Origin of the sequence: Archangium sp. (assembly GCF_036388035.1) — a bacterium.
Taxonomy (GTDB): Bacteria; Myxococcota; Myxococcia; order Myxococcales; family Myxococcaceae; genus Archangium.
Map to the genome: position 1 here is coordinate 1 of NZ_DASVSO010000768.1, position 17,293 is coordinate 17,293.

Sequence of the window (17,293 nt, forward strand, 5' to 3'; positions counted from 1 at the left end):
TGGCCAGGTCGGGGTTGTCGTCGGCGATGCCGTTGAGGTTGAGGTCGCCCGGGAGCTTGTTGCGCAGCGTGACCTCGATGCACTCGCCCGCCGCCGCGCGCAGGACGAGCGGCTCGACGGGCACGCCGGGCCTGAGCCTGCCGGCCGCATCCAGGTCCGCGGTGCGCACGTAGAGGATGGCCGTCGGGTCATGCAGTGGTCCCGACTTCCCATTCGTCAGCGCGGTGGCGCGCGGGTTGTACACCAGTGTGCCGCCTGCCGGATTGAGAGGTCTGCCGACGTGCTGGGTGGCCGAGGCGTCCGAGGGGACGATGGTGACGCCCGCGGGCCTGCCGAGCGCTGTGTTGGCCAGCACCGCGGTGAGGTCGTAGGCGCGAATCGGTGCGGCGCGTGGGCAGATGCCGCCGCTGTTGACGCTGAAGTCCGCGGGGTTCTCGACCCGCAGCGGCGCCACGGTGTTGGGGAGCCGGAAGATGTCCGTCCTCGGGGTGTTGTACGAGCGCATCACGCCCCACACGCCGCTCCACCACCCGTCCTGGCTGGCGTTCATGGTGTAGGCGTGGTCCGTCACGGCGCCCTGTCCGAGCACGGGAATGAGGGGGACGGAGAAGGCGAACTGCTCCGAGATGCCCTGGGCCTGGGCATTGCGCCAGCCGGAGTTGGGGGCGACGCCAAAGCCGGAGCCTCCCTGGGGCCATTTCACCCCGTGGATGGAGGCATTGAACTCCTCCTCGTGCCCGCCAATCTGGACCTTCACCCGCACCCGGTCCCCCAGGTAGGTGCGAATGATGGGCGTGAACGGATCTCCGTTGCCGATATCCGAGGTCAGCGCCGGGTACGGGGTGTTGCCCAGCCGGGTGTTGAGCTCGGGGATGGCGCGGTCGGCGCGCGTCTGGAGCGCGAAGGCCAGGTCTCCGCCCGGACCATCGGCCTGGGCTCCCGGCTTGCCATCCGGCCCCAGCTTGTTGGGGTCGTAGACGCGCAGGGCGACCGGCTCGTTGCGGTAGTTGAGCACGAACATGCCCGGGTCATCGACGGAGATGGCCTGCGGGCACGGCCGCGGCGCTCCACCGGGGCACACGGACGCGTTGACGTAGAGGTCCGGGAACACCGGGTTGACCTGCAAGCGGTGCGGGGGGGCGATGGCGCGGCGGAACGTCGACGCGGTGGGGGCGAGCCCCGGGGCGGGCAGCCCATCCGGACCGGCTCCCACGTACACGCCGGCCTCGTAGGCATGCTGGAAGTCGGCGGCCTGGAACCAGAACTCGCGGTAGCTGTCATTGATGCCATCGCGGTCGAGGTCGTCGGTGAGGATGGCGGCCTGCCAGCTCGTCGGACCGCCGTCGCTCCGCGTCCCGAGCCGCACGCCGGTCTCGTTGTGGACCCAGGTGGACCCCGGGGGCTCGGTCATCACCGTCCCGTAGAGGCCGACCTGCTGGTGGGTGGAAGGCCCGAGGTGGTCATGGGTGAAGATGGTGCCCAGCCCCCGGTGGATGCCCTCCACGTTGACCACGGGGTCGAAGAACCAGCGTTGGATCGTCGTGCGAGCCCCCAGCCAGGTGCCGGCCGGGCCAGCACCGAAGAAGGGGTGGGCCAGCGGTGTGAGCCGGGTCCGGCCATCCGGTGTGGGGACGGGGGTGACGCCCGGGGTGGCGTTGTAGGCGTTGATGGCCTCGATGCGCTCTCGCACCGCGCCGGGCGCCAGGGTTCCATCCTCGTAGTTCCACCCGTTGGCCGAGCCGTCGGCGGACGGCAGGTCCCACTTGGGCAGGTGGATGTGCTGCCCGAGGACATCGGTGGGCGTACGCACCTGGTAGTCGTCCAGCTCGTAGTACTGGGGCACCAGGTTGGTGTGGAGGTACTTGCCGCAGTCGAAGGTGTTGAACCGGATGATGAAGGGCTCCGGGGGCCGCTGCTTGTTGAGGGTGGGCAGCACGTCCTCCCACAGGGTGAGGATGCGCTCCTGCGGGAAGTGGTAGCCGACCTTGTTGAAGATCACGTCGAGCTGGATGTTGGCGCCCTTGTAGACGCGGGGATTGGTCGCGCCGAACTGGATGGGGCCCGTGATGCTCAGGCCCCCGGCACCGTCGAAGAAGCGCGGCGCCACGCCGGACAGCACCCGGCTGCCCGCGTCATCCCTGCAGGGCTCGAAGAACGGGGCGCTGGGCACCGGAGGGGCACCGTTGGTGATGAAGCTGCTGGACACCGTGGTGCCGTCGCGGAGCACCGCCGTGCTCGGATGGGTCCGCCGGGCATGGAAGGCCATGGCCGTCTGCTCCACGTCCGTACCCGCCTCGGGGAAGTACACGGGCCTGGCCTTGAGCATCTCCTTGCTGAAGTCCAGGCGGCTCAAGGTGGATTCGGCCTCCCCGCCCGCGGCCACGCCTTCCAGGGCATGCCGCGGGAGCCCGCCATTGAAGCCGCCGGCGTTGACGACGAGATCCGTGCGGCCGGCGAACAGCGGGTTGGTGCCGGACTGGAGCGCCGAGGCCTCCGCCTCCGACAGCATGTCCAGGGGCGGGGTGGTGGGCCGCTGGCCCACGATGCTCTCGATGCCGCCAATCCAGAACGGGAAGCCCGGGTTGACGCTCCGATCGATGACGCGGGCGTTGCTGCCCACCGGCACGCTCGCCCCCGGACGGGTGGGGTGGAAGGCGGAGGCCGTCGTGGTGTTCGGGTTGGGGGCCACCTCGACCCGTCCGGGCATGGGGGCCATGGCCTTGCCGGGCAGTGGCACCACCGCGGGGATGGGCGTGCCGGCGACGATCTCCCCGTCGGGCAGGGCCCGGGCGCTGGCCGCTGGCGTTCCGTCCTGCAGCGCGAAGCGCGAGGTATGGAAGCCCGTGCCGCTCACCGCCAGCCGCGTTCCCGCCTCGAACACGTCGTGGATGCGCCACATCCCCCACATGCCCTGGGCGAAGTGGGGGTAGAAGTGGCAGTGGAAGATGGCGTCGCCCGAGGTCTGGTTGCGATTGCCGGAGCCTCCGAAGGCAATCTCATAGGTGTAACCCGCGCCCGGCCCTATGCCCTGGGCGTCGATGTAGTTCGAGTTGTCATCGTTGGGGTTGAACAGCCATTGGTGGTTGTGCAGGTGGAAGACGTGCTGCTCCTTGCCGATGTGGAGGTTGCGCATCTTCACGAAGTCATTGATGTAGCTGTGGTAGACATTGGCGGGGTCGTCCGGGAAGAAGGCCTTGGTGGCCTTGGGGCCAACCGCGCCCGGAGCGGGCGCCACTCCCGGAGTGATCGTCTCCAGCCCCATGTTCGCGGGGACGTCCACCTGCATGGCGGGATCGCCCACCGCGAACGCGCTCAGGAAGAACTCCTCGTAGGCGCAGTCCAGGCAGTCGTGCATCGGCCCCACGGACAGCCGGTTGGCGATGATCTCCGAGCCGATGCCCCCCGAGCCGTAGTTGAGCATGAAGGCGTCGCGCACCCCCTGCAGCGTGTACTGGAAGATTGGATCCTCGAAGTAGCCGGGGAAGGCGTTGGACGAGGCCGCCTCGTCGTGGAAGACGAAGGTGAACTCGCGGAAGGGCTCCAGGCGGGTGGGCACGCTGGGGTTGCGCCGGCCCACGCTCTCCAGGGGATAGGTGCTCGAGGGGAAGGCGCCATTGGAGAGCGGCCCCATGATGATGGCGGAGTGGTCCGCGTGGACGAGCTCCCCGGAGCCCGTCAGCATGTTGAGGATGGGCAGCCCGCTCTTGCCCTCACCGAGCCACGGCTCCGTGGCGGGATACACGGCCCCGTAGTTGATGATGGGCTGGCCCGTGGGGCTCGTCCCGGTGGTGCTCAGGCGCAGCTCCTCCTCGGTCACCTGGCTGCGGTAGAAGCTCGCGCCCCGGGGCTCCACGTTGATGGCGGCGAACAGGCCATTGGCGCCGTTGCCGTAGGTGCCCTCGCCGCCGAACGTGGCCCCGTAGCTCGACACCAGGAACGTGCCTTCCCGCTCGGCGAAGAGGTTGTAGACGGCACTGCGGCCCGGGGCGACCATGCTGTTGGGATTGCGCCCCACGAAGGAGCTGTCGTCGGCGATGCCGCTGACGAGCTGCATGCCCGGAACCGTGAAGCTCACCAACCGGTCGGCGACCTGCTCGTTGAGCGGGAGCCTGAAGAGCAGGTTGTTGAGGGTGAAGGTCGGGGACCTGGGGTTCGCCGCGGGGGTGAGCAGGTTGGTGAGGCTCACCCGCAGGCAGTCACCGGCGGCGGCGCGCAGCACGAGGGGGCGCGGCCGTTTGTCCGCACGCAACGCCACCCGGCCCGGAATCGCCGCGCCTCCCCGGTTCAAGGGCAGACCGCTGTCCAGGTTGATGACGTCCCGCGTGAGGGCGTAGACGGTGCCGTTGACGTTCTGGGCGCCGAGGCGGTTGAACATCAGCGGTTGATCCAGCACCGCCACGTTGGCGGTGAGCGTTCGCGCACAGGCGATGACGTTCTGCTGGAGCGTGGGTGCTTCAGCGATGGGCGGCCCCTCGGGGGCCTGCTCCGACACCACGACACCTGCGCCCAGGACCAACGCACATGCCGCAGCCAACACCGCGATTCGTCTCAAGGTCTTCCCCCCCCCAGGGTGAGCCATCCCGGAGACGATTCCAGGTGTATTGGCAATGGATGGCGTGAATGCTTGTAGCCGCCTCTCAGGACGGCCCGATATCGCCCCCGGGGGGGACGCGACTGTCCTGCCGCCAGCAGTGACCTCGGGCGCGAGGCTCGGAGAGGCGGCGGAGACGGGCCTTCACTCCCGGTCGAGGGGTAGCCAGGACGCCGAGCCCGCGATGCCACGATTTTTAATGCGGACCAACTTAGTCCTGTTTAAAGAGCCAACACGCAGGCGCCCTCGGGAGTCGGGGGCCCCCATGGCGGGAGAGCTTCCGAATGCTCCGGATGAGCAAGATGACCGACTACGGCATCGTGCTGCTGACCGAGCTGGCGCGCGCCGGGAATGAGACGCGCACGGCGAGGGAATTGGCGGCCGGTACCGGTGTGCCCCTACCCTCGGTGAGCAAGGTGCTCAAGGGCCTCCAGGGCGCTGGCCTGCTGGTGTCCCACCGGGGCGCCAGCGGCGGCTATGGGCTGGCCCAACCCGCCGAGCGGATTCCGCTCACGGAGATCATCGCCGCGCTCGAGGGCCCCGTGTCCCTCACCGAGTGTGGCGCGCACGGGGCCCATCCCCCGGCCAGCACCTGCGAGCTGGAGACGGTGTGCCGGGTGCGCGGCCACTGGCGTGTCATCAACCGCACCATCCAGGACGCGCTCGGGCGGCTGACGCTGGCGGACCTGTGCGCACCGGTGCCGCGCCTCGTGGGCCTCGGCGTGCCCGCGCGTCCAGCTGCGCCGACCCAGAACCCCCACCCCACCCCGGCCACGGCGGGAGGAGCCCACTCATGAGCACGGAGACCATCCAGGAGTTCACGAAGCGCCAGTACGAGGCCGGCTTCGTCACCGACGTGGAGTCCGAGTCGATTCCCCGGGGGCTCAACGAGGACGTCATCCGGATCATCTCCGCCAAGAAGGGCGAGCCGGACTTCATGCTCGAGTGGCGCCTGCGCGCCTACCGGCACTGGCTCACCTTGAAGGAGCCGCGCTGGCAGAAGGTGGACTACTCGCCCATCGACTACCAGGACATCATCTATTACTCGGCGCCCAAGAAGAAGCCGAAGCTGGACAGCCTCGACCAGGTGGATCCGGAGATTCTGCGCACCTACGAGAAGCTCGGCATCCCGCTGCACGAGCAGAAGCTGATGCAGAACGTGGCGGTGGACGCCGTGTTCGACTCGGTGTCGGTGGCCACCACCTTCAAGGACAAGCTGGCCAAGGCCGGCGTCATCTTCTGCTCCTTCTCCGAGGCGGTGCGCGAGCACCCGGAGCTGGTGAAGAAGTACCTGGGCACGGTGGTGCCGCACTCGGACAACTTCTTCGCGGCGCTCAACTCGGCGGTGTTCAGCGACGGCTCGTTCGTCTACGTGCCCAAGGGCGTGCGCTGCCCCATGGAGCTGTCCACCTACTTCCGCATCAACGCGGAGAACACCGGTCAGTTCGAGCGCACCCTCATCGTCGCCGACGAGGGCGCCTATGTGAGCTACCTCGAGGGCTGCACCGCGCCCATGCGCGACACCAACCAGCTCCACGCCGCCGTGGTGGAGCTCGTCGCGCTGGACGGGGCCACCATCAAGTACTCCACGGTGCAGAACTGGTACCCGGGGGACGAGCAGGGCCGCGGTGGCATCTACAACTTCGTCACCAAGCGCGGCATCGCCCACCACCGCTCGAAGATTTCGTGGACGCAGGTGGAGACGGGCTCGGCCGTCACCTGGAAGTACCCGAGCGTCATCCTCAAGGGCGACGACTCGGTGGGCGAGTTCTACTCGGTGGCGCTCGCCAACCACATGCAGCAGGCGGACACGGGGACGAAGATGATCCACCTGGGCCGCAACACGAAGAGCACCATCGTGTCCAAGGGCATCTCGGCCGGGCGCGGGCAGAACACCTACCGGGGCCTGGTGAAGGTGCTCAAGAGCGCCGAGGGCGCGCGCAACTACACCCAGTGCGACTCGCTGCTGCTGGGCAGCAAGTGCGGCGCCCACACGCTGCCGTACATCGAGGTGAAGAACGCCTCGGCGCAGGTGGAGCACGAGGCGTCCACGTCCAAGATTGGCGAGGACCAGCTCTTCTACTGCCAGCAGCGGGGCATCTCGAAGGAAGACGCCGTGTCGATGATCGTGAATGGCTTCTGCCGGCAGGTCTTCAAGGAGCTGCCCATGGAGTTCGCCGTGGAAGCGCAGAAGCTGCTCAGTGTGAGCCTGGAAGGGAGCGTGGGATGAAGCCGCTGCTCAGCATCAAGGACCTGCACGTGCGCGTGGCGGGCCGTGACGTGCTCAAGGGAATCGACCTGGAGCTCATGCCCGGCGAGGTCCACGCCATCATGGGCCCCAACGGCTCGGGCAAGAGCACCCTGTCGCAGGTGCTCTCCGGCCGGGAGACGTACGAGGTGGTGAAGGGCGAGGTGCTCTACAACGGCAAGGACCTGCTGTCCCTGCCGCCCGAGGAGCGGGCCCACGCGGGCGTCTTCATGGCCTTCCAGTACCCGGTGGAGATTCCGGGCGTGGGCAACCTGCACTTCCTGCGCACGGCGCTCAACGCCCGGCGGCGCACCGAGGGCAAGGAGGAGCTGGACGCCATGGACTTCCTCCAGCTCGCCCGGGAGAAGTCCAAGCTGGTGCAGCTCGACCAGGCCTTCATGCAGCGCTCGGTGAACGAGGGCTTCTCCGGCGGTGAGAAGAAGCGCAATGAAATCTTCCAGATGGCGGTGCTGGAGCCGCTGCTGGCCATCCTCGACGAGACGGACTCGGGCCTGGACATCGACGCGCTGCGGATTGTCTCCGGGGGCATCAACGCGCTGCGCTCGCCGGAGCGGAGCATGCTCGTCATCACCCACTACCAGCGGCTGCTGGAGTACGTGGTGCCGGACAAGGTGTCCGTGCTGGCCGCCGGGAAGATCGTCCGCACGGGCGGGCGCGAGCTGGCGCTGGAGCTGGAGAAGAAGGGCTACGCGTGGCTGAGCGAGGGCGCGCGCGCGGGCGGCAAGGAGGCGAGGCCGTGACGGAAGCGGGGCTGCAGCACTATCTCGACCTGGCCGAGCGCTTCCAGGCGGAGCGGGCGGCGAGCGCGCCCGGGTGGCTGCGTGCCCTGCGGCAGGAGGCCATCTCGCAGCTCGCGCGCCAGGGCTTCCCCACCTCGAAGCACGAGGACTGGAAGTACGTGAACGTGGCGCCCATCTCCGGCCAGGCCTTCACGCCCGTGCGCACCGTGCACGAGGCCGGGGTGGAGGCGGCGGTGGCGCGGCTCTCCCTGCCGGGCCCGGGGCCGCGGCTGGTGTTCGTGGATGGCTGGTTCGTCCGGGAGCTGTCCCGGCTGGACGGGGGGCCCGAGGGCCTCTCGGTGCGCAGCCTGCGCGAGGCGCTGCACAAGGACGGCGAGGGGCTGGAGGCGGTGGTGGGCCGGCGGGCACGCGCGGAGATGCATGGCTTCATCGCGCTCAACGCGGCGCTGCTGGAGGAGGGCGCGCTGGTGCGGGTGGCGCCCGGGACGGTGTGCTCCGAGCCCGTGCAGCTCCTCTTCCTCTCGCGGGGCGACACCCACGTGACGCTGGCGAGCCCCCGGGTGGTGGTGCAGGCCGGGGACAACAGCGAGCTCACGCTGGTGGAGACCTACGTGGGCGCGGCGCCGGGCGTCTCCTTCACCAACGCGGTGACGGAGGTGGTGCTGGGGCAGGGGGCGCGCGTCACCCACCTCAAGCTCCAGTCCGAGGCCGAGACGGCCTACCACATCGGCGGCCTGCACGTGGAGCAGGGGCGGGACAGCCGCTTCGCCTCGCACGTCATCTCGCTGGGCGGGCTGATCGCTCGCAATGAGATCCACGCCGCCTTCGCGGACGAGGGCGGCGAGTGCCTCCTCCAGGGCTTGTACGTGGGCCACGGTACGCAGCACCTGGACAACTGGACGAACCTGGACCACGCGCGCCCGCGCTGCACCAGCCGCGAGCTGTACAAGGGCGTGCTGGACGACAAGTCGCGGGGCACCTTCCACGGCAAGGTGCTGGTGCGGCCGGACGCGCAGCAGACGGACTCGCGCCAGTCCAACCGCAACCTCCTGCTCTCGGAGTCGGCGATGGCGGACGCCCGGCCCCAGCTGGAGATTCTCGCCGACGACGTGAAGTGCGCGCACGGCGCGACGGTGGGCCGGCTGGACGAGCAGGCGCTCTTCTACCTGCGCTCCCGTGGCATTCCCCGTGCGGAGGCGGAGCGGCTGATGACGCATGCCTTCGCCAGTGAGGTGGTGGGCGCGGTGCCGCTGGCGGCGTTGAGAGAGCAGGTGGAGGAGCTGCTGGCGCGCAAGCTGCCGGGAGCGAAGGAGGGACGGGCATGAGCGGGAAAACCTTCGACGTGGCGCGCATCCGCGCGGACTTCCCCATCCTTCACCAGGAGGTGCGGGGCCGGCCGCTGGTGTACCTGGACAGCGCGGCGACGACGCAGAAGCCCCAGGCGGTCATCGACGCGCTGGTGCGCTACTACACGCACGACAACGCCAACGTGCACCGGGGCGTGCACGCGCTCTCCGAGCGCTCCACGGCGGCCTACGAGGGCGCGCGCGAGCGGATCCGCCGCTTCATCAACGCACGCGACACGAAGGAGATCATCTTCGTGCGCGGCTGCACCGAGGCCGTCAACCTGGTGGCGCAGACGTTCGGGCGCGGCAAGCTGGGCCCCGGTGACGAGGTGCTCATCACCGCGATGGAGCACCACTCCAACATCGTCCCCTGGCAGATGGTCTGCCAGCAGACGGGCGCCACGCTGAAGATGGTGCCGGTGGACGAGCACGGCGACCTGCGGCTGGACCAGCTCGACGCGATGCTGACGGAGCGCACGAAGCTGCTCGCGGTGACGCACGTGTCCAACGCACTGGGCACGGTGAATCCGGTGAAGGAGATCATCCGGAGGGCCCACGCCAAGGGCGTGCCGGTGCTGGTGGACGGGGCGCAGGCGCTCCAGCACTTCCGCGTGGACGTGCAGGATCTGGACTGCGACTTCTACGCGCTCTCCGGGCACAAGGCCTTCGGGCCCACGGGCATTGGCGTGCTGTACGGCAAGGCCGCGATGCTGGAGTCGCTGCCGCCCTGGCAGGGCGGCGGGGACATGATCCTCACCGTGACGATGGAGAAGACCGTCTACAACCGGCTGCCATACCGCTTCGAGGCGGGCACGCCGGACATCTCGGGCGCGGTGGGGCTCGCGGCGGCGCTGGACTACATCGAGTCGGTGGGGCTGGACGCCATCGCGGCGCACGACCGGGACTTGCTGGAGTACGGAGCGCAGGCGCTCCAGAGCGTGCCGGGCCTGAAGCTGTTTGGCCGGGCGCGCGAGCGCTCGGGCGTGCTGTCCTTCATCATGGAGGATGTCCACGCGCACGACGTGGGCACCATCCTGGACCGGGAGGGCGTGGCCATCCGGGCGGGTCACCACTGCGCGCAGCCGCTGCTGTCGTGCTTCGGGGTGGCGGCCACGGTGCGCGCCTCGCTGGCCCTGTACAACACGCGCGAGGACATCGACGCGCTCGTGCGCGGGCTGCACAAGGTGCGGGAGGTGTTCGCGTGAGCTCGGATTTGCAGGACCTCTACCAAGAGGTGGTGCTGGAGCACGGCAAGCGACCGCGCAACTTCCGCGAGGTGGAGGGCGCCAACCGCCGGGCCGACGGTTACAACCCGCTGTGTGGGGACCAGCTCACGGTGACGCTGCGGATGGAGGGCGACGTCATCAAGGACGTGGGCTTCGTGGGGCAGGGGTGCGCCATCTCGAGGGCCTCGGCGTCGCTGATGACGGGGGCGGTGAAGGAGCTGTCGCGGGCCCAGGCCGAGCAGCTCTTCGAGCTGGTGCACAAGCTGGTGATGGAGGGCCCCGCCGGCCTGGACACGGAGGCCCTGGGCAAGCTGGCGGTGCTGTCCGGGGTGAATGAGTTCCCGTCCCGGGTGAAGTGCGCGAGCCTCGCATGGCACGCGCTGCGCGCGGCGCTCGACGGCAAGGAAGCCTCCGTCTCGACGGAGTAGGGAGGAAGTCCGGATGAGGGGTTTGATGACACCGCTCGCGCGGGACTGCGAAGTGACGATGATCCCCAGCGGCGAGCGGGTGACGGTGCCCGCGGGCACCGAGGTGCGGGTGCTCCAGACGCTCGGCGGCAACGTGACCGTGCAGGGCGATTACGGGCAGCTCATGCGCATTGACGAGAGGGACTCGGATGCGCTGGGCGCCGACTACGTCGCGCAGAATCCGAAGGCCGAGCCGCAGGCGCCCGCCGCCGAGGGCTCGTTCGACGAGGAGCGCGTCTGGGAGCAGCTGCGCACGGTGTACGACCCGGAGATTCCGGTGAACATCGTGGAGCTGGGGCTGGTGTACCAGTGCAAGGCCACGCCGCTGCCCGAGGGGGGGCAGAAGGTGGAGATCCACATGACGGTCACCGCGCCGGGGTGCGGCATGGGGCCCGTGCTGGTGGATGACGTGCGGCGCAAGGTGCAGGACGTGCCCGGCGTGAAGGAAGCGGACGTGCAACTCGTCTGGGAGCCGCCCTGGGACCAGAGCCGCATGTCGGACGTGGCGCGACTTCAGCTCGGGTGGATGTAGGCTCCGCTTGAATCCGGCCCGAAGCGGGCCGTCAGGAGGGGATATGCGAAAGCCAGGCTGGAGTGGTCTCGTTCTCTGTGCCCTGCTCGGATGTGTGGGGCCTTCGACTTCGACGGGAGGGGACATCCCGCCTCCCCCCCCTCCGGCGGAGAGTCCCGCCGAGCCGGCCGCGGCCGCGCCCGCGCCCACGCCCCTGCGGGTGACCGGGTCTCCCGCGCTCAAGGACGACATCGCCATCAAGAGCATCGAGGTCCAGGGGAACACGCTGGTGGCCAGGGTGATGCACTCCGGCGGCTGCAAGCCGCACACCTACGAGCTTCTCTGGGATGGGACCTTCCAGGGCTCGGCGGCGGGTGGGGCCCAGGCGGAACTGGTGCTGGCCCACGACGCGAACGAGGATAGGTGCGAGGCGCTGCTCAACCGGACCGCAAGCTTCGACCTCACGCCGCTCCAGCAGCGCTGGCGTGAGCAGGGCAAGGGAGAGCACGGCACCGTCGAGCTGCGCTTCGCCGGCTCTCAAACCACCACCCGCTACGCGTTCTAGGGCCGCTGAGCCCGAAAATCCCCCGGAATGAAGGCCCGGGGCTACGGGTTGTATTGTCAGTCACGCAACACAGTGGCTGTTGGGGGTCACTTTTTCGAGTGGCCCCCTAGGCAACTGCCTCGAAACGTGACAAATGGCAAGGGCCGCACTCCCGAGGGGATCGGCCTCCGGCTCAACTCATGATGCCGGACAAGAAAGAAGACGAGTAAATGGCAACTGGTACCGTGAAGTGGTTCAACGACGCGAAGGGCTTCGGTTTCATCACGCAGGACGGCGGGGGCGAGGACCTCTTCTGCCACCACACTGCGATCCAGACCGATGGCTTCCGCTCGCTCCAGGAAGGGCAGAAGGTCGAGTTCGACGTCGCCCGTGGCCCCAAGGGCCTGCAGGCGCAGAACGTTCGCCCCATCTGATAGCGCGTCCCTAGGACTCGCATCCGGCCCAGTCTCCTCGTGAGGCTGGGCCTTTTTTATTTCCGGCAGCCAGCCCGGCGGGCGGGGCCCGGGTTGCTCTCCCCCCGGGCCCACCCCTGCCTCCCGCTCGGGCGGGCTACTTCGTGAGGACCAGGTCCCTCGACTGGATGAGGTCCACCTGGCCGGCGAAGTGCGCGAAGTCCTCGTACTTCTGGGCGGGGATGCGCCCACGCTCCACCCGCAGCGTCTCGTCGACGGTGAGTGTGCGGCCCTCCTGCTTCTCCGTGCGCCGCAGGCGCCCGAAGGGGCTCTCCGCGTTGAGCTGCGCCTGGGGATCCGCCAGCCGGTAGCCCTGCGGCATCGTCAGCGTCACCTGCGCCCGGCTCTCCTCGGTGCCATCGATGAACAGCGGCGTGGTGCGCGTGCTCAGCTGCACGTACTGTCGCCCCAGGCTCGCGGGCATGCTGATGGGCGGCAACACCAGCGTGTTGCCATCCGCCCGAGCGAAGGTGGGCGCCTTGAAGGAATAGCGCACCGTGAAGGGCGCGCCCACCTCCTCCGCGTGCTCCAGCTTCAGGTCCGTCAGCTCCGCCCCGCCGAAGTAGCGGCCCACGGCCGACTGCATCGCCTGCCGCCGACGGTCCCCCGAGATGGCCTCGAAGGCCTCCCCGAGCTGCGCCGCCTGGAAGCCGCTGTAGACCTCCTCACCCTTGCCGAGGAGCTGGCCCCGCTCATCCACCTCCAGCGCCAGCTTCACCTGCTTGCCCGGTGGCTTGCCCAGGCCGGGCGTCTTCACCTTCTCCAGCGCGCGGCCGGGCTCGGGCAGCAGGTACGTGTCGCGCTCGCCCAGCGCCGCCTCGGGCAGCTCGCCGAAGGGCGCGAAGCGCGTGGTGGTGTCCAGCCACACCGGCTCCTCTCCCGGCACCTCCACCCGCAGCGCCAGGTACGGCAGCAGCGACTCCTCGGGGAAGAGGTAGTCCGCCGGATCCGCCGAGAAGGTGCGCACCGCCGCCACGCGCGTGGGAATCCCCAGCGACTCCAGCCCCGCCTTCAGCACCCACAGCCGGCTGCCCCGGTCCTGCGCCATCGACGAGGCCGCCGACTGCGACAGCCCCGAGTCCCGGCCGGTGAAGCGCTTCATCACCGCCGCGTACAGCGCCTGCACCGCCTCCAGCCCGCTCTTGCCCTCGGTGGCCTCCCGCGCGAAGGCCTCCAGCTCCCAGTTGAGCGCGCTGTTGTCCAGGAAGGCGTCCGCGTACACCGCCACCAGCTTGTCGTTGCCCGTGGTGCCCGCGCCCACCGCGACGAAGGGCAGGTACTCCTGGCTCGACGGCGGGCTGTCCGGCTCGGGGATGAAGGCCGGCACGTTGCGCGCCTCGAAGGTGAAGATCTCCTCATCTCCCTTCACCACCGGCGTCGGCGCCTTCATGTTGTGCGCGTCCACCTTCATGCCCGTGCCCTTGGGTGCCACCACCGTGTAGGTGGCCCGGTGGTCCGGCATGTTGGCGATGCGGAAGTAGAAGTCGGAGGCGGTGAAGCCCGGCTGCGCCGGCCCTCGCGAGCCCTCCGCCAGCAGGTACTCCACCTCCACGTAGTCGCCCACCTGCACGCCCGGCAGGCTCACGGTGTCCTTGCCCTCGATGCTCTCCGGCTCCAGCACCGTGCCGTCCGCTTTGATGGTGCGCAGCGCCAGCACCTGCGCGCCCGAGGGCAGGTTCACCTCGGCGATCTCCTGCACGCCGCTCTGCTCGAGCGCCTTCTGCACGCTGTGGATGCGGGTGACCAGCGAGCCGTCCGGCCAGGCCTGCGTGGCCGCCGCGTCCAGCACGTAGGCGGCGGCGCTGTCCTCCAGGCCCGGGTTGGCCTCGTAGTCCTTGATGGCCTGCCGGCCGTCGATGGCGTGCGCCTGCAGCACCTCCTGCCCCGTCTTCGCGCGCACCACGGCGCGGCGCAACGACAGGTTGCCGCCGTCCAGCAGCAGTGCCTGCTCGCGCAGGGCGAGGGCTCCGGCCGCGTCCCCGGCGTGCTCGCGCACGTCCGCCAGCTTCTCCAGCACCTTCGCGTTGCGAGGCCAGAGCGTGCTCAGGGACTTCAGCGTCGCCGTGGCCTCGTCGAAGCGGCGCAGCGTCACGTAGGCATTCGCCAGCGACAGGCCCGTGGTCACGTCCCCCGGGTTGCGCACCAGTTGCTCCTGGTAGAGGGACACGGCCTGCTCCGGGTTGCCACGCATCCGCGCGTGCTCGGCGGAGCGCATGAGCGCGCCCGGGCAGCCCACCACCGAGGCCATCAGCTCGTCCGCGCGTGCCACCGCGTCCCGGCGACGCGCCAGCCCGTAGCGCAGCACCTGCGCCTCGCACAGGCCCGGCTGCGCCTGCAGCGCCGCCTCCAGGCTCTCCTCGGCCTGGTTCTCCACCTCCAGCGCCAGCGCCGTGCGCGCCTCCAGCAGGTACACGGGCCAGCCCGGCTGCTTCGCCGTGGCCCGCGCCTTCTTCAGCGTCTCCATCGCCGAGGCGGACTGGCCGTCGTTGAGGGCCAGCTCGGCGCGTAGCAGCAGCGCGGCCACGTCGCCCGGGTCCTTCGCCACCACCGTCTCCAGGTCCCTCGTCGCACGCCCGCGCGCTACCTTGGGGGGGATGCTCCGGTCCTGCGTGGCCAGCTCGGCGCGCAGCGAGAGGATGGGGGCGCTCTGCGAGGCCTTGTGCAGGCGCGTCATCAGCCGCCAGGCCCCGTCCGCATCCCTCCCCATCCCGTCCCGCACCCCGATGAAGTCCGCCAGCAGCGGGCCCGCCTCGTTGGCGAGCTCGGTGGCCAGCTCCCGCGCGCCCGGGTAGACGAGCTCCGCCTCGGCCTCCTTCGGCTCCGAGCCCCAGGAGGAGGGTGCCGGTCCGCTGGCCGGGGTGTAGCGGATGGCCGAGGGGCGGCCGTCCGCGCGGGCCAGCGCGAAGGACACGTTGGCCCCCCGCTGGTCTTTCAGCAGCTTGATGAGGATGCGGTGCCGACCCGCGGAGAGGGAGATGGCCGTCGCGGACACCGTGGAGCCGGCGCGGGCGAAGGAGCGGCGCTCCAGCAGGGGCACCCCATCCACCATCACCTTGTTCGCCGAGGCGCTGACGGCGCGCGCCACGTAGACACCGGCCTCGGGCACCTCGGCGTCCACGGCCATCAGGTAGATGTCACCCGGGCCCGGCTCGCCGGCCACGTCCAGCCGGCTGTCCGGGGCGCGCAGGGTGCGTGGCGTGAGCTGCCCGAAGGGGCCGGTGAAGGGGCCCGCCAGCGAGCCCGTCTTCTCCGGCGGGGTGGTCTCGTCGAAGGCGAGCAGGTGCCAGGCCGAGAAGGGCCCCAGCAGCGTGGCCGAGTCCACCGCGCCCATGTCCATGAGCGCGGCGGCCTGGGCGGCCCGGTCCTCCCTCAAGCCGAGGATGGCCACCCGAATGCCGCGCAGGAGCTGAGCGGCCTCGCCCACGGTGCCGGCCTCGAGCGCGGCCTGGGTGCCCGTGAAGATGACGTCATCCAGGGCGGGGGAGGTGCCCACCATGTCCAGCACGTAGCGCGCGGAGGGCACGGCGAGCGGGTGGCGCGGCGCGCGGGTGACCACGGCCAGGGCCGCGTCGAGCGCGCGGCGGGGGTTGGCGGCACGGCGCGCGAGCAGGTGCTGGCCGTAGAGGGCGTAGGGGTCGGCCGGGTCCTTGGCCCCGGCCTCGTCGAAGCGGGCCTGGGCCGCGGCGGGATCCCCCGTCACCAGCCAGGCGTGGAAACCGGCGAGCGCGAGCGTGCGCGCTTCACTGGTGCCCTTCTGCGCGGCCGTGGCGGCTCGGTCGAGCACCTCGGTGGGCGAGGGCGTGTGGGCACAGCTGGCCAGGAGGCCGGTGGCGAGAAGGAGCGCGGAGAGGCTACGGGTGAGCGTGCGCATAGGAGCGCACATGGATAATTCAAAGCTTCCTGTCAGGCCACATCCGGTTGCGGGAGACGAGCCCTCGCTACTTCGAACGTTTGCCCTTGGATGGAGCGGGCGCCTTCGGAGCCGGGCGTTTGGGGGGAGGTGGGGCCGCCACCGGCGTCCCAGGAGCCGCCGGAGGCACCACGCGCTTCACCTGGAAGGTGAGGCTCTCGGCGCGACAGGTACCCTCGATGCAGCCGAAGGCCGCCTTGGGCATCTTGCCGAAGAGCGTCTGCCAGTCCTGCCCGAGGTGGAGCGGCTCGGCGATCGTCCGCTTGTCCGGGCCACGACCGATGGCGGCCGTGAGCACGCCGTCGTCCTTCACCTCCAGCTCGAGGTCCACGGGGCCCTTGGGGGCGAGCTGCCCCTGCATGGTGCCCCGCCGCTCGCTCAGGGCCCACTCCAGCCGGAGCGGCTCTCCGGCTCCGTTGTGGACCAGGGTCACGTACCGCCCCGTGCTGCCCAGCAGCACCAGCGCGGCCTCGGGGTCCGGCGGGGGGCCGTAGAGCATGGCGCGGGCGCGCACCTGGGTGGTGAGCTCGGGGCCCTGGGCGGTGAGCTTCGCGCTCAAGCGGGCGGTGTTGCCCTCCAGGCTCGTCACGTCCAGCTGCGCGAGGCCCACGCGCGACTGGCCCTCCACGGGCGTGAAGAAGATGCCCTTGCTCGAAGGATCGATGGGCCGGCCGGACACCAGCAACGAGATGGGATCCGGTCCGTCCCCCAGGGTCACGGTGCGCACGGTGCCGCCGGGGCTCACCCGTCCGGACAGCTGCTTCGCCGAGGGCGGCCCGAGGTCCGCGGTGAGGGCCTGGCCCGGGGCCACCTGGACGCGCCGCTCCGTGGTGCGCAGCCACGCCACGCTCAGCACGACCATCGCGGCGAGCACCAGCAGCGTGGCCAGCGCCTGGAGGGTGGTGCGCACCACGCGCTTCACCCCCAGCTTCAGCCGCTGCATCCGGCTGAGCTTCCCTGGCCGCACGGTGGAGTGGTGGGGCAGGAGCGGCTCGAGGTCCGCGATGAGCCGGGTGACGCTCTCGTAGCGGTCCGCCGGGGCCTGCCGCAGGCAGCGCGCGATGATGCCGTCCAGCCTCGGGTCCACCCCGGGCTTGCGGCGCGAGGGCGGGTCATAGCTGCCCGCGGGCAGCTCCCCCACGAGCATCTCGTAGAAGATGAGGCCGAGCGCGAAGATGTCCGCGCGCCCGTCCGCGCTCTTGGCGTCCACCCGCTG

At 70.1% G+C, this 17,293-nt stretch carries 12 protein-coding genes; 9 read left to right on the plus strand and 3 right to left on the minus strand.

The window, feature by feature from the left end:
• Positions 1-4,492 (minus strand): hypothetical protein (locus VF697_RS31565; RefSeq protein WP_331100784.1); only part of this gene is annotated, 4,492 nt, incomplete at its 3' end.
• A gap of 383 nt (positions 4,493-4,875) precedes the next feature.
• Here VF697_RS31565 and VF697_RS31570 point away from each other — a divergent pair.
• The 9 genes from VF697_RS31570 to VF697_RS31610 all read left to right on the plus strand — a co-directional run bounded on the left by VF697_RS31570 (position 4,876) and on the right by VF697_RS31610 (position 12,128).
• Positions 4,876-5,388 carry an SUF system Fe-S cluster assembly regulator gene (locus VF697_RS31570; RefSeq protein WP_331100786.1) on the plus strand — a complete coding sequence of 171 codons (513 nt, stop codon included), beginning with the start codon at positions 4,876-4,878 and terminating at the stop codon, positions 5,386-5,388.
• Complete coding sequence (sufB, locus tag VF697_RS31575) at positions 5,385-6,821, plus strand: Fe-S cluster assembly protein SufB (RefSeq protein WP_331100788.1); 1,437 nt, start codon at positions 5,385-5,387, stop codon at positions 6,819-6,821. The genes VF697_RS31570 and sufB overlap by 4 nt, the downstream gene beginning before the upstream one ends.
• Before the next feature lie 14 nt (positions 6,822-6,835).
• Positions 6,836-7,600: a Fe-S cluster assembly ATPase SufC gene (gene sufC / locus VF697_RS31580; RefSeq protein WP_414641363.1), complete on the plus strand. Its 765-nt coding sequence runs from the start codon at positions 6,836-6,838 to the stop codon at positions 7,598-7,600.
• The gene (sufD, locus tag VF697_RS31585) at positions 7,597-8,925 is read left to right on the plus strand and encodes a Fe-S cluster assembly protein SufD (RefSeq protein WP_331100790.1); all 1,329 of its coding nucleotides are present in this window, start codon (positions 7,597-7,599) and stop codon (positions 8,923-8,925) included. Before sufC ends, sufD begins: the two co-directional genes overlap by 4 nt.
• Positions 8,922-10,151: a cysteine desulfurase gene (locus VF697_RS31590; protein WP_331100791.1), complete on the plus strand. Its 1,230-nt coding sequence runs from the start codon at positions 8,922-8,924 to the stop codon at positions 10,149-10,151. Before sufD ends, VF697_RS31590 begins: the two co-directional genes overlap by 4 nt.
• The gene (gene sufU, locus VF697_RS31595; RefSeq protein WP_331100792.1) at positions 10,148-10,600 is read left to right on the plus strand and encodes a Fe-S cluster assembly sulfur transfer protein SufU; all 453 of its coding nucleotides are present in this window, start codon (positions 10,148-10,150) and stop codon (positions 10,598-10,600) included. The genes VF697_RS31590 and sufU overlap by 4 nt, the downstream gene beginning before the upstream one ends.
• Before the next feature lie 13 nt (positions 10,601-10,613).
• Positions 10,614-11,171 (plus strand): putative Fe-S cluster assembly protein SufT, encoded by a 558-nt coding sequence (gene sufT / locus VF697_RS31600; RefSeq protein ID WP_331100794.1) that lies wholly within the window; start codon positions 10,614-10,616, stop codon positions 11,169-11,171.
• Positions 11,172-11,265: 94 nt separating this feature from the next.
• Positions 11,266-11,715 carry a hypothetical protein gene (locus VF697_RS31605; RefSeq protein ID WP_331100796.1) on the plus strand — a complete coding sequence of 150 codons (450 nt, stop codon included), beginning with the start codon at positions 11,266-11,268 and terminating at the stop codon, positions 11,713-11,715.
• A gap of 209 nt (positions 11,716-11,924) precedes the next feature.
• Positions 11,925-12,128: a cold-shock protein gene (locus VF697_RS31610; RefSeq protein WP_331100798.1), complete on the plus strand. Its 204-nt coding sequence runs from the start codon at positions 11,925-11,927 to the stop codon at positions 12,126-12,128.
• A gap of 136 nt (positions 12,129-12,264) precedes the next feature.
• On the opposite strand, the gene VF697_RS31615 is transcribed toward VF697_RS31610, so the two are convergent.
• Together VF697_RS31615 and VF697_RS31620 are read right to left on the minus strand one after the other, a co-directional pair.
• Complete coding sequence (locus tag VF697_RS31615) at positions 12,265-16,038, minus strand: DUF3857 domain-containing protein (protein ID WP_331100800.1); 3,774 nt, start codon at positions 16,036-16,038, stop codon at positions 12,265-12,267.
• A gap of 67 nt (positions 16,039-16,105) precedes the next feature.
• The coding region (locus VF697_RS31620; RefSeq protein ID WP_331100802.1) for a serine/threonine protein kinase at positions 16,106-17,293 on the minus strand (1,188 nt) is incomplete at its 5' end.